Below are 12326 nucleotides of genomic sequence, written 5' to 3' on the forward strand. Positions count from 1 at the left end.
GGTCGGGGGTGCGGTGGGCGGGGCCGGTGGCTGAGCTGCCGTACGGCGGCCGGGATGGCTGTAGTCGATCGGGGCTCCGGCGACGGGAGCGGCGGGTTGCGGGGTGCCGCCAGGGCCGGTGTTCGCCGCACCCCCGGAATGATCCGCCTGGGCCGGATCACCCTGCCCGCCCGGCTGGTCGGCCTGCGCCCGGGTGTGCTGCGGGCCCTGTGCTTCGTACGGGGACGCGGGTCGGGCGGTCGGGGTGTCCTGCGGCCCTTGAGCCGCGTACGGAGACGCGGGTTGCGCGGGGGCCTGGGACGACGTGGTCCGGTGGGTGCGGTCGCCCTCCCGCGTGCGGGGTGGCGGGGGTGCCACTGAGCGGGAGTGGGCCCGGGACACCGCCTCGTCGACGGCGTCGGCGAGGCGGCGGGCCTCGGGGAGGCCCTGGTCGGTGAGGAGTTCGGCCAGGCCGCCGGAGTACCCCTGGCCGACGGCACGCACCTTCCAGACGCCCTGTCTGCGGTAGAGCTCCACGGCGACCACGGCAGACTCGGCCGCCAGGCCCGTGATCGTGTAACTGGCGATCCCGGTGCCGTCGAGGCCGGTGACAGCGACGACGGGTGCGGTGACGGCACCGAAGCGGACCGGCCCGCCCACACCGGACGGCAGGGCGAGCACCACGCTGATCCGGTGCACGGACCCCGGCATGGCATCGAGGTCCACGGCGAGCCGGTGGTCGGCCGCCGCCTGCCTGGACACCTCAAGGCCGGGGAGCGTGGGAGCTCCGGGGTGGGCCACCCATTCGACGCCCAGGACCTTGCCCTGCTCGTCGCCGATCGTGGCCCCGGCCACGATCGGCGCGCCGGCCGAGATCCGGACTTGGAGGCGGACCTGGGAGAGCGGGTGGTTCTGCCCCCGGACCAGCTCGGCCGTCATCGCCTTCGTCCCCCCGCTGTCGTTCTCTACGTTCCGTGGGCTGCCCGGGCCCGGTTACAGGTGCGGCCGGATCGCCGGCATCAGGTCCTGGAAGGTGCGGCCGTTGGCGGGTGTGCCGAGGGCGGTCATCTTCCAGCCGCTGCCCGCGCGGTGCACCTTCGCCATGATCTGCGCCGTGTACTGGCCGCCGCCGTCAAGGGTGTAGCGGGCGAGTTCGTCACCGTTGGCCTCGTCGACCAGACGGCAGAACGCGTTCTGCACCTCCTGGAAGGTCTGCCCCGTGAAGGAGTTCACGGTGAAGACGATCTGGTCGATGTGGACCGGCACGCGCGGCAGGTCGACGAGGATCGCCTCGTCGTCACCGCCCTGGCCGACCCCGCCCACGAGGTTGTCCCCGGTGTGCCGCACGGAGCCGTCGTCACTGACGAGGTGGCGGAAGAACACGACGTCGACGGGCTGCTTGTCGGCGAACAGCACGGCGGAGGCATCGAGATCGATCTCCCTCGTACGCGAGCCGAACAGACCACGCCGGGGAGCGGCCTGCCAGCCGAGGCCCATGCGCACCGCGGTCAGCGTCCCCCCGTCGTTCTTCTGAAGGTTGATGGCCTGACCCTTGGTCAGATTGACGCCGCCACCGGGCGTTCCGCCCTTGGATACGTCCACCACGCGCTGTTCCCCTCTCGAACGTCCCCTGTTTCCGCGGGGTCCGCGGATGACCTGAACCCTACGCACGGGCACTGACAGCGCCGAAGCCCGGTGCGCAGTTTGTGTCGGTGTTGCAACACTGCGCGTACGACGCAGCTCACGGGCACCGGCCGGGATGCCCGCCCGTGCGACGGCCGGCACCCCGTGTGCCCGTGCGGCGGTCAGGCGATGCCCGCCTCCTTCATCTGCCGCAGTTCCTTCTTCATCTCGGACACCTCGTCGCGCAGCCGGGCGGCGACCTCGAACTGCAGGTCGGCCGCGGCGGCGCGCATCCGGGCCGTCATCTCCTCGATCTGGTCGGCGAGTTCGGCCGCCGGGCGGTCCGTCGGCACCGTCTCCCCGGCCTTGCCCTTGCCGGCCCGGGCTCCCTTGGCCGCCTTGCCGAGCGCGGGCACCGGGGCCTTGGCCGCCTTGCCGTCCTTCGACTTGCGGTAACCAGAGCCGAGGAGCTGTTCCGTGTCGACGTCCTCACGGGCGATCTGCGCGACGATGTCGTTGATCTTCTTGCGGAGGGGCTGCGGGTCGATGCCCCGCTCCTTGTTGTACGCGACCTGCTTCTCCCGGCGGCGGTTGGTCTCCTCGATGGCCTTCTCCATCGCCGGGGTGATCTTGTCGGCGTACATATGGACCTGGCCGGACACATTGCGCGCCGCGCGGCCGATGGTCTGGATCAGGGAGGTGCCGGAACGCAGGAAACCCTCCTTGTCGGCGTCGAGGATCGCCACCAGGGACACCTCGGGAAGGTCGAGGCCCTCCCTCAGGAGGTTGATGCCGACCAGGACGTCGAACTCGCCGGCGCGCAGTTCGCGCAACAGCTCGATCCGCCGCAGGGTGTCGACGTCGCTGTGCAGATAGCGGACCTGGATGCCGAGTTCCAGGAAGTAGTCGGTGAGGTCCTCGGCCATCTTCTTGGTGAGCGTGGTGACCAGGACACGCTCGTCCTTCTCGGCGCGTGTGCGGATCTCGTGCACCAGGTCGTCGATCTGGCCCTCGGTCGGCTTGACGACGACCTCGGGGTCGATGAGGCCGGTGGGCCGGATGATCTGCTCGACAAAGCCGTCGCCCCGGGACAGCTCGTATTTGCCGGGGGTCGCCGACAGATAGACGGTCTGTCCGATGCGCTTCTGGAACTCCTCCCATTTCAGAGGGCGGTTGTCCAGCGCGGAGGGCAGCCGGAAGCCGTGGTCGACGAGCGTGCGCTTGCGGGACGCGTCGCCCTCGTACATGGCGCCGATCTGCGGGACCGTGTTGTGCGACTCGTCGATGACGAGCAGGAAGTCGTCCGGGAAGTAGTCGATCAGGGTGTTCGGCGGGGAGCCGGGGAGGCGGCCGTCGAAGTGCATCGAGTAGTTCTCGACGCCGGAGCAGGAGCCGATCTGGCGGAGCATCTCCAGGTCGTACGTCGTCCGCATCCTCAGGCGCTGGGCCTCCAGGAGCTTGTTCTGCTTCTCCAGTTCGGCGAGCCGCTCGCCGAGTTCCTTCTCGATGTCGTCGACGGCCCGCGCCATGCGCTCCGGCCCCGCCACGTAGTGGGTGGCCGGGAAGACGTACATGTGCTGGTCTTCGCTGATGATCTCGCCGGTGAGCGGGTGGAGGGTGGAGAGGGCCTCGATCTCGTCGCCGAACATCTCGATGCGGACGGCCAGTTCCTCGTAGACCGGGAAGATCTCGATGGTGTCGCCGCGCACGCGGAACGTGCCCCGGGTGAAGGCCAGGTCGTTGCGGGTGTACTGGATGTCGACGAAGCGGCGCAGCAGTTGGTCCCGGTCGATCTCCTCACCGACCTTGAGGGGCACCATCCGGTCCACGTACTCCTGCGGGGTGCCAAGGCCGTAGATGCAGGACACGGAGGCGACCACGATGACGTCCCGCCGGGTGAGCAGCGAGTTCGTCGCAGAGTGGCGCAGACGTTCGACCTCCTCGTTGACCGAGGAGTCCTTCTCGATATAGGTGTCCGACTGGGGGACGTACGCCTCGGGCTGGTAATAGTCGTAGTACGAGACGAAGTATTCGACGGCGTTGTTCGGGAGGAGCTCCCGGAACTCGTTCGCCAGCTGGGCGGCCAGGGTCTTGTTCGGCGCCATGACGAGCGTGGGGCGCTGAAGCTTCTCGATCATCCACGCGGTGGTGGCGGACTTGCCGGTGCCGGTCGCGCCGAGGAGCACGACGTCCTTCTCACCTGCTTCGACGCGCCGAGCCAGCTCGGCGATGGCCGCCGGCTGGTCGCCGCTGGGCTGGTAGGGGCTGACGACCTCGAAGGGCGCCACCGTGCGTTCGATCTTGGAAACTGGCCGCATGCATCCACCGTACGACCACCCACTGACAACGGGCTCCGGTCACCGGTTCTGCGGGGTGCGGGAGCCGCGGTACTCGTGGGACCGGCCGGGGCTCTGCGGCAGGCGGCGGCCGGGGCGCGGGACAGCCGGGTGGGCCGGGATGCCGGGCTTGTTGTCGGCGGGGCCGCGTCCGGGCTTGCCCATGACCACCAGCGGGTCCAGCAGTACTACGACACCGGCCAGCAGGAGGAAGGCCAGCGGGCCGATCATCAGGGGGGCGAGCAGACCGGCGGACGAGGTCCCCTCCGGGCTCCCGGGCCCGCCGTGGAGATGGACCCGCAGGGCGGCCATGCCCGTGTAGTGCATGCCGCTGACGGCGAGCCCCATGACGAGGCTGGCGCCCACGCTCCACATGAAGCCGCGGACCTGCCCGGCTGCCCAGAGGGCGGCGGTGGCGGCCACGACGGCTATCACGACCGAGACGGAGACGGTGAAGGTGTCGTACTCCAGGTTCCCGTTGAGGCGCATTCCGGCCATGCCCAGGTAGTGCATGGAGGCGATGCCGAGACCCGTGATGGTGCCCCCGGTGAACAGCGCCGTTCCACTGGCTCCCCGGTAGCCCACGATGAAGATCCCGATGCCGACCATCAGGACGGCGACGCCCAGGCTGGCGAAGGTCAGCCGCATGTCGTAGTTGATCGGGGCTTCCTTGACGGTGAACCCCATCATCGCGACGAAGTGCATGGTCCATATGCCGGAGCCGATCGCGGCCGAGCCCAGTACCAGCCAGCCCGGCCGCCACGACTGGGTGACGAGTATCGCTCTGGTGGTGCAGCGCAGGCCCAGCGCGCCGCCCAGGCAGGCCATGAAGTAGGCCACCAGCGGGGTGACGAGTCCGTAGCTGAATCCGTCGACCGTGCCGTGCATGCGCGGCTGCCCTTCCGCCCTGTTGCGTTCCGGAATTCCCCGAAGCGCTCCCTGCCCCCAGGACCGACCAGCGGTCAGGGTTGTGGCAGAGAGTATGACTGCCTGAAGAAGGGTCGAACGATTTTCCGGTAAAGAAACACGGCCTTCCCTCACTTGTGCGGCAGGAGTGTGCGGACTCGGGCGACTTCTTTCAATCTGTGCCTGTGTCGCACCTCTTTCACCGTTGTTCCTCCGTTGTCACCTGCTGTCACTCGCGGCCGTCCCCGCCCGCTTCGACCGTGCGCTCGGACCGCGTGCCGGGCGTTGTCAGTGGCGGGTCGTACGGTGGGGCGCATGGACATCCACGGGCGGGACGAGCGGCAGGATCCGGAGAACCGGCAGCGGGTCGTGTGGGCGGTTGTCGAATCCGGCATCGGCCCGCTGCTGCTGGCCGCGACGCACGAGGGCCTGGTGAACGTGGTCTTCCATGCCACGGAACCCGTGCGGGAGAAGACGGTCGAGCGGCTCGCCTCCCGGCTGGGCGCCGAGCCCGTCGAAGCACCCGGGTCGCCTCTCCTGGCCGAGGCGATACGCCAGTTCGCGGCGTACTTCGCGGGCGAGCTGCGCGATTTCGAACTGCCTCTCGACTGGTCCCTGATCTCCGGTTTCAACCGGCAGGTGCTGCGCGAGCTCGCCTCGGGCGTGCCGTACGGCGCGGTCGTCGGATACGGCGACCTGGCCGGCCGGGTCGGCCAGCCCGGCGCCGCTCAGGCGGTCGGCGCGGCCATGGGCGCCAATCCGCTGCCCGTCGTGGTGCCGTGCCACCGGGTCGTGGAGAGCGACGGCGGTCTCGGCGGGTTCGGGGGCGGCCTGGAGACCAAACGGAAGCTGCTCGCACTCGAAGGGGTGCTGCCCGAGCCGCTGTTCTGAGGGTTTCAGTGACGAGATCCGAGGGTTTCACCAGTAGGGAGCCCTCGGCGTCTCGGCTTGAGGGGACAAGTCCCGTACGGGTGGCGATTCCGTAGGGGAACTTTTGCGGAATCAGGGGGGACCGCGTCAGTGACCACAGCCTTCGTCCGCACGGGTGGGCCACGATGACCGCCGTCGAGCGGAGCACCGGCGTGCCCGTGGCCGACGGGCAACTGCCCGTGCTGCGGCGCCGGATCTCCGGTGTGCTGGTCGCGAGCCAGATCCTCGGCGGGCTCGGGGTGGCCACCGGTGTCGCGCTCTCCTCCGTACTGGCCCAGCGGGTCAGTGGTACCGAGTCGCTGTCCGGGCTCGCGCCCACCGCGATGGTCACGGGTACGGCGGTGGCGTCGCTGCCGATGGCGGCGCTGATGACCGCGCGCGGGCGGCGCCCCGGGCTGGTCCTGGGGTATCTCATCGGCGCCCTGGGAGCGGGTGTCGTGGTGGTCGCGGCGGTCATCGGCAGCTTTCCGCTGCTGCTGTGCGGCATGGCCGGGTTCGGCGCGGCCTCGTCGGCGAATCTGGGGGCGCGGTTCGCCGCCGCCGATCTCGCGGAGACGGACCGGCGGGCCCAGGCCATCTCGAACGTCGTGTGGGCGGCCACCATAGGGGCGGTTCTCGGACCGAACATCGCCGCGCCCGCAGGACGCAGCGTGTCCGCACTCGGGATACCCACGGCCGCGGGCCCCTTCCTCTGGGCTGCCGGGATCTTCCTGGTCGCGGCGGTGACGGTGGCGGTTCTGCTGCGTCCCGATCCGCTGCTGACGGCCCGCGTACTCGCCCCGCCGCAGGAGCGGTCGGCCGAGGGCCGGTCCTTGCGGGCGGGCCTCGCCGCCGTGGCGGCCTCGCCCCGTGCCCGGCTCGCGCTCGTGACGGTGACCGTGTGCCACACGGCCATGGTCTCGGTCATGTCGATGACCCCGGTCGCGCTCGGGCACCACGGAGCGAGCATCGAACTGATCGGGCTGGTCATCAGCGGCCACATCGCGGGTATGTACGCGTTCTCGCCGCTCATGGGGCGGCTGTCCGACAGGGTCGGGCGACTGTCGGGAATCGGCCTCGCCGTGGGCCTGCTGGCCTGTGCCGCGTTCCTCGCGGGCACGGCCGACGGCAGTCACGGCCGTACCGCGGTGGGGCTCTTCGTCCTGGGGCTGGGCTGGTCGGCCGGGCTGGTGTCGGGATCCGCCCTGCTCACCGACTCGGTGCCCGAGTCCGTGCGCGCCGCCGCGCAGGGGCTGTCCGACCTCGCCATGAACACCTCGGCGGGTCTCGGCGGGGCATGCGCCGGGCTCCTGATGGCCGGGGCGGGCTACGGGTGGCTGAATCTCGCCGCCGCGTGTCTGCTCATACCCGTGGGCGCGCTGGCCTTGTTCACGCGCGACGACTCTCGCCTGGTCCGGGACGCCAAGGCGGCCGACTGAGCCACGGTGCCGGCCACGGCGGGCGGGCCGCGCGCCCGGAGAACGGCGAGGCCGAGACACGCCGGGGCGTCCGTCGGGAATCCGGACCGGTGGCGTCCACCACAGGCCCCAGGGGTTTGACCGGGCACGCCGCCCGCCAGAGATGAGGCAAGACCGAACGACAGGAAGCAGGCGCGTGATGCTGGTGGTGTCCGAAGAAGTGCGGCAGGCGGTCGACGCGCGTCGACCTGTGGTGGCCCTGGAGTCCACGATCATCGCGCACGGGCTGCCGCGCCCCCGCAATCTGCAGGTGGCCCTGGAGCTCGAGGACGTCGTACGGCAGGAGGGCGCCGTGCCGGCCACGATCGCCGTGCTGGACGGGCGCCCCCATGTGGGCCTGGACAAGGAGCAGCTGGAACGGGTCGCGAACGAGGACGGGATCCGCAAGCTGGGTCACCGTGATCTGCCGCTCGCGGTGGCCACCGGTGCGAGCGGAGCGACCACGGTGTCCGCGACCGCACTGCTGGCCGCCCGGGCCGGCGTACGGGTGTTCGCCACAGGGGGGCTCGGCGGGGTGCACCGGGAGTGGACGGTGACCCAGGACGAGTCCGCCGATCTGGGGCTGCTGGCGCGCACCAGGATCACGGTCGTCTGCGCGGGCGTGAAGTCGATTCTCGATGTGCCCGCCACCCTGCAGCGGCTGGAGACCCTCGGGGTCGCCGTGGCCGGTTTCGGCACCGGCAACTTTCCGGGCTTCTACCTTTCGGACTCCGGGCATCCGGTGGACTGGACGCTCCACACACCGGAGCAGGTCGCGGACGTGATGCTGGCCCAGGACGCGCTCGATTCCCCCGAGTCGGCGTTCATCGTCGCCAATCCGGTGCCGGAGAACCAGCAACTGGATCCCGGGCTCCACGCGCGCGTGCTCGCCGACGCGCTGCACGCGTGCGAGGAACAGGGGGTGAGCGGGCAGGCGGTGACACCGTTCCTGCTCGACTACCTGGTGCGGCACACCGACGGTGCCTCACTGAACGCCAACCTTGCGGCGGTCCGGGGCAACGTACGGCTCGCGGGGCGGATCGCGACGGCCTGGGCCGGAGCGTGACGGCTCCGGGCGTGACGACTCCGGGCGGGGCGCTGCTCGTCGTCGGGGACGTCATCACGGACATCGTGGCCCGGCACCGGGGTCCGCTCGCGCCGGGCACCGACACGAGCGCCGCGATCCGTACCCTGCCGGGCGGTGCGGGCGCCAATGTGGCCTGCTGGGCCGCCCATTGGGGCCGCGCGGAGGTACGGCTGCTCGGACGGGTGGGCGCGGACACCGCAAAGTGGCACGAGCGCGAGCTGACCGCCTGCGGGGTACGGCCACGCCTCGTCGTCGATCCCGAGGCACCGACCGGGACGGTGATCTCCCTGGTGGACACGGACGCGGCGGCCGAGCGCACGTTCCTGACCCAGAGCGGCGCCTCGCTCCGGCTGGACGCCGACGACTGGTCGGACGCGCTGCTCGACGGTGTCGCACGGCTGCATCTCTCGGGCTATCTGCTGTTCTCGGCGCCGAGCAGGGCATTGGTCGCGGTGGCGCTGAAGTCGGCACGCGCGCGTGGCGTACCGGTGAGCCTGGATCCGGCGTCGGAGGGGTTTCTCGTCGAACTGGGTGTCGACCGGTTCCTGGATCTCGTGTCCGGGGTGGATGTCCTGCTGCCGAGCCGCGGCGAGGCCTGTCTGCTCACCGGGTTGCCCGACCCCGGGGACGCGGCGGCCGAACTGAGCCGCCGCGTCCCTCTGGTGGTCGTGAAACAGGGTGCCCACGGCGCGCTGGTGGCCCGCGCGGGAACCGTGTGCGCGCGTGTCCCGGCCGTGCCCGCGACGCCTCGGGACACCACCGGCGCGGGCGACGCCTTCACCGGCGCTTTTCTCGCCGCCCTGCTGACGGGCGCCGTACCCGAGGACGCGGCGGCGGAGGCGTGCCGGGCGGGCGCGCGGGCGGTGCAGCGGGTGGGCGGGAGGCCGCCGGTGCTCGCCTGAGGCGTGGGGGTGCCACTGAGGCGAGGGTGTGGGGCGTGCCCGCCCGCAGGCACGGCGGGCTACTCCTTGCGTCCCCACGCCGAGATCATCGGCGCGGTGGCCAGGTCCATGCCGCCCGCGGCCACGTTGGCCAGGTGACGGTCGATGTCCTGGTCCGTGGCGTGGCCCCCGGCCACCAACCGCTCCCGGATCTGACGGATCGTCGCGGACTCCAGCGTGGCGCAGGCGGGCGAGGTGACGGGGAAGTAGGCGTCGGCCTGCACATTGCGCAGGCCCGCCTCGCGCAGCAGGCGCGGCAGCCTGCGGCCGTACGCCAGGTCGGCGCCGCTGTCCGTGAGCAGTTGGCGGAAGCCGTGGCGCAGCCGGTTGGCGAGCTGCTGCTCGGGGCCGTACTCGTCGGGGCAGATCAGGGGTTGCAGAGCGGGATCGGCGTCCTCGACCAGGAGCCGTCCGCCAGGACGCAACGACTTGATCATCGAGCGCAACGCCCGTTCCCGGTCGGGCACATGGACGAGGACGAGCCGGGCGTGCACCAGGTCGAACCCCTCCCCCGGCGGCTCGTCGACGCCGACGTCGTGGACGCGTACCTCCACCGGCGGACGGGCTGCCGGCGCCACCCACGTGGTGTCGAGATCCGTCGCGAGGACCTTCCCGGTCGGGCCGACCTTCTTGGCCAGCCAGGAGACCACCGAGGTGCCGCCGACACCGACCTCCCAGCAGCGCCAGCCGGCTCCCACACCGAACCCTTCGAGGTGCCGGAAGGTCGTGGGGTCGAAGAGGGCGGCGAAGGCGTCGAAGCGCTGTCCCGCCTCGGTCTGCCGGTTGTCGAGGAGATACCCGTCGGTTCGCGTCATGGCGAGATCATCCCAGTCGTCCGCTTTGTTCGGCCGGGTCGACGCTCCCGTACGGCGAGATGTCGGACGATCACGCCGACCGGTCGCAACCGAGCGACGGGTCGACGGGGCGACGGGGCGACGGGGCGACGGGTCAGCGCATCGTGCTCCTGGCGTAGACGCTCTCGGCCCAGGACGCGATCTGGTCGTCCGTGAGGTGCTGGGCCAGATCCGCCTCGCTGATCATGCCGACCAGACGCTTGTTCTCGATCACCGGGAGCCGGCGGATCTGGTGGTCCTTCATCTCTTCCAGCACTTCGCTGACATCGGCGCCCGCGTCGATCCAGCGCGGGGTGCCCTGGGCCATCTCGCCCGCGGTGACCTTGGCCGGATCGTGGCCCACGGCGACGCAGCCGACGACGATGTCGCGGTCCGTGAGGATGCCGCACAGGCGTTCGTTCTTGTCGCTGATGGGCAGGGCGCCCACGTTCAGCTCGCGCATCATATGGGCGGCCCGGTCGAGGGTCTGGTGGGCGGGAATCCACTGGGCGCCGCGATGCATGATGTCTCCGGCGGTGGTCATGTAGTACCTCCCGGTGCCGGACGGCCGGCGCGGCACGGAGGGCACCGCTAGTCCCGGCGCCCTACATTCTCGCCGCGCGCCCGGGGATGCGCACCCGGAGGTCCACGGTTTTCGGGCGACACGTCCGGGGCCGGGTCAGCCGTTCCACGCCGGGTGCCGCGGGTCGTCCGCGCGTATCAGGACGTCGGCGGTGGCGGCGGGGTCCGTCTCGCTCTCGTAGCCCTCGAAGGCGGGGAGGGTCCAGTGCTCGGCCTCGGGGGTACGGCGGCGCAGGGCCCCCGGGGAGAGGAGTACGTGGACGGTCAGGTCGAACGGGAACCAGTGGCGCAGCAGGAAGGGGCCGTGCAGCAGCAGAATGCCGCCGGGCGGGAGTTGGACGTAGGGGCTGCGGGTGGAGCGGTCGGTGAGCGGGTCGCGGAGGTCGGGCAGGATACAGCCGTCGCCACCCGGTTCGAGGGGGCCGAAGACCTCGCGCCAGAGGGCACTGGTGTCGAACCAGCCGTTGTAGTAGGCCTCCACGTCCTCATGGCCGTACTCCAGCCGGAGGGAGGCGGGGCGCAGGAAGCCGGCGGTGCCGACGACGAGCGACGGCCGGCCCCGTACACGCAGTGCTTCGGCCACCCGCTCGGCGAGGTCTCCCGGGCGGGCCGCCGGGGCTCCGTCGAAGGCGATCCGTGGCCAGGGGCTGCCGTCGTCCGGTTTCAGGTCGAGCACACGTTCGGCGAGGAGGTCGCCGAGCCGGTCCCAGGTGATCGGTTCCAGTCGCACACGGCCCATGATGCCGGGTGGCTTCGAGGAGGTGGGGCCTGGCAGGGGATTCCCGCCCGCCGATGGGAATCAAGCATTCGTGACAGGCCACAAGACTCCCCCGCACCACGCCGGACCTCTCGTCATACAACCGCTCAGGCGGCGGCAGTGCGCCGAGTGCCGTCGGGGGCCGTTGCCACTGCTCGTGCTGGAGGAGGGCGCGCCTCGGTGTCTCGACTGTGCCGATCTCGGGCATCTGGTGTTCCTGCCGAGGGGCGACACCGCGTTGACGCGCAGGTCTCGGGAGGAGAGCGGGCTGTCGGCGGTGGTCGTGCGGTTCAACCGGCGCCAGGGGCGGTACGAGCGGCAGGGCGTCCTGGTCGAGGAGGCGGGGCTCGCCCGGGCCGAGGAGCGGTGTCTTGCGGACGCGGAGGCACGGCGGCGGCGCCGGACACGGGACGCGCGGCGGCGGGCCGAGGAGGATCTGCGGTTCACGGAGGCGTTCGCGCGGGAGATCCGCCGGCTGCTTCCCGGGTGCCCGGCGGACCGGGCGGAGGCGATCGCCGCGCACGCCTCGGTTCGTGGCAGCGGGCGCGTGGGGCGAAGCGCGGCGGGGCGGGCGTTGTCCGAGCGGGCGGTGATCTCGGCGGTCGTGGCGGCCGTACGGCATGTGGACACGTCGTACGACCAGTTGCTGATGAGCGGGGTCGCGCGCCACGAGGCCCGGCGGCGGATCGCCGGCGCCGTCGACGCGAGGCTCCGGGAATGGGCGACGGAGGCGGAGGCGGGGGTCGGCCCCGGAGCGGGAGCCGGACCCGGACCCAGCTTGGAAGCGGCGGCAGAAGCTGAAGCCGGAGCGGAAGCGGAAGCGGAGGTCGACACGAGGGACGACGCCGGGGCCGGGGCGGTGTGAGCGGGGCGGGCGGCGGCCCCGTACCCGCCCGCCGCCGCAACGTGGCCACCC

Annotated in this window: 12 protein-coding genes; 5 read left to right on the forward strand and 7 right to left on the reverse strand. The window is 71.4% G+C overall.

All coding sequences use genetic code 11. The features are described from left to right. The 4 genes from AOK08_RS35210 to AOK08_RS35225 form a co-directional block, all read right to left on the reverse strand. The coding region (locus tag AOK08_RS35210) for a TerD family protein (RefSeq protein WP_198539489.1) at positions 1-918 on the reverse strand (918 nt) is incomplete at its 3' end. A gap of 54 nt (positions 919-972) precedes the next feature. Next, the gene (locus tag AOK08_RS35215; protein ID WP_055533599.1) at positions 973-1539 is read right to left on the reverse strand and encodes a TerD family protein; all 567 of its coding nucleotides are present in this window, start codon (positions 1537-1539) and stop codon (positions 973-975) included. A gap of 245 nt (positions 1540-1784) precedes the next feature. Further along, positions 1785-3920, reverse strand: a complete 2136-nt coding sequence (gene uvrB, locus AOK08_RS35220; protein ID WP_055533584.1) for an excinuclease ABC subunit UvrB — start codon at positions 3918-3920, stop codon at positions 1785-1787. A 39-nt stretch (positions 3921-3959) separates the two neighbouring features. Beyond that, positions 3960-4826: an MHYT domain-containing protein gene (locus tag AOK08_RS35225; protein WP_055533586.1), complete on the reverse strand. Its 867-nt coding sequence runs from the start codon at positions 4824-4826 to the stop codon at positions 3960-3962. A 333-nt stretch (positions 4827-5159) separates the two neighbouring features. Between AOK08_RS35225 and AOK08_RS35230 the strand changes: the two genes are divergently transcribed. From AOK08_RS35230 to AOK08_RS35245, 4 genes are all read left to right on the forward strand, one after another. Further along, positions 5160-5735 carry a methylated-DNA--[protein]-cysteine S-methyltransferase gene (locus tag AOK08_RS35230; RefSeq protein WP_055533588.1) on the forward strand — a complete coding sequence of 192 codons (576 nt, stop codon included), beginning with the start codon at positions 5160-5162 and terminating at the stop codon, positions 5733-5735. 164 nt (positions 5736-5899) lie between these two features. After that, complete coding sequence (locus AOK08_RS35235; RefSeq protein WP_055533590.1) at positions 5900-7192, forward strand: MFS transporter; 1293 nt, start codon at positions 5900-5902, stop codon at positions 7190-7192. 178 nt (positions 7193-7370) lie between these two features. Then, positions 7371-8276 carry a pseudouridine-5'-phosphate glycosidase gene (locus AOK08_RS35240; RefSeq protein ID WP_055533591.1) on the forward strand — a complete coding sequence of 302 codons (906 nt, stop codon included), beginning with the start codon at positions 7371-7373 and terminating at the stop codon, positions 8274-8276. An 11-nt stretch (positions 8277-8287) separates the two neighbouring features. Next, a complete protein-coding gene (locus AOK08_RS35245; RefSeq protein WP_079054455.1) occupies positions 8288-9199 on the forward strand; it encodes a carbohydrate kinase family protein in 912 nt (303 codons plus the stop codon). Positions 9200-9258: 59 nt separating this feature from the next. Here AOK08_RS35245 and AOK08_RS35250 read toward each other — a convergent pair whose 3' ends face one another. The 3 genes from AOK08_RS35250 to AOK08_RS35260 all read right to left on the reverse strand — a co-directional run bounded on the left by AOK08_RS35250 (position 9259) and on the right by AOK08_RS35260 (position 11392). Further along, positions 9259-10053 carry a methyltransferase domain-containing protein gene (locus AOK08_RS35250; protein ID WP_055533595.1) on the reverse strand — a complete coding sequence of 265 codons (795 nt, stop codon included), beginning with the start codon at positions 10051-10053 and terminating at the stop codon, positions 9259-9261. Between the two features lie 133 nt (positions 10054-10186). Continuing rightward, positions 10187-10615 carry a CBS domain-containing protein gene (locus AOK08_RS35255; protein ID WP_055533597.1) on the reverse strand — a complete coding sequence of 143 codons (429 nt, stop codon included), beginning with the start codon at positions 10613-10615 and terminating at the stop codon, positions 10187-10189. 135 nt (positions 10616-10750) lie between these two features. Continuing rightward, on the reverse strand, positions 10751-11392 hold the full coding sequence (locus AOK08_RS35260) for a nucleoside/nucleotide kinase family protein (protein ID WP_198539490.1): 642 nt from the start codon (positions 11390-11392) through the stop codon (positions 10751-10753). Between the two features lie 115 nt (positions 11393-11507). On the opposite strand from AOK08_RS35260, the gene AOK08_RS35265 reads away from it, so the two are divergent. After that, the gene (locus tag AOK08_RS35265; protein WP_422125796.1) at positions 11508-12275 is read left to right on the forward strand and encodes a DUF2293 domain-containing protein; all 768 of its coding nucleotides are present in this window, start codon (positions 11508-11510) and stop codon (positions 12273-12275) included. Positions 12276-12326: the final 51 nt, after the last annotated feature.

Origin of the sequence: Streptomyces graminilatus (assembly GCF_001418565.1) — a bacterium.
Classification (GTDB): Bacteria; Actinomycetota; Actinomycetes; order Streptomycetales; family Streptomycetaceae; genus Streptomyces; species Streptomyces graminilatus.

Coding starts and splice junctions, on each gene's coding strand:
- uvrB (WP_055533584.1), bottom strand. CDS start 3,920: ATGCGGCCAGTTTCCAAGATCGAACGCACGGTGGCGCCCTTCGAGGTC.
- AOK08_RS35240 (WP_055533591.1), top strand. CDS start 7,371: ATGCTGGTGGTGTCCGAAGAAGTGCGGCAGGCGGTCGACGCGCGTCGA.
- AOK08_RS35225 (WP_055533586.1), bottom strand. CDS start 4,826: ATGCACGGCACGGTCGACGGATTCAGCTACGGACTCGTCACCCCGCTG.
- AOK08_RS35250 (WP_055533595.1), bottom strand. CDS start 10,053: ATGACGCGAACCGACGGGTATCTCCTCGACAACCGGCAGACCGAGGCG.
- AOK08_RS35230 (WP_055533588.1), top strand. CDS start 5,160: ATGGACATCCACGGGCGGGACGAGCGGCAGGATCCGGAGAACCGGCAG.
- AOK08_RS35235 (WP_055533590.1), top strand. CDS start 5,900: ATGACCGCCGTCGAGCGGAGCACCGGCGTGCCCGTGGCCGACGGGCAA.
- AOK08_RS35260 (WP_198539490.1), bottom strand. CDS start 11,392: ATGGGCCGTGTGCGACTGGAACCGATCACCTGGGACCGGCTCGGCGAC.
- AOK08_RS35255 (WP_055533597.1), bottom strand. CDS start 10,615: ATGACCACCGCCGGAGACATCATGCATCGCGGCGCCCAGTGGATTCCC.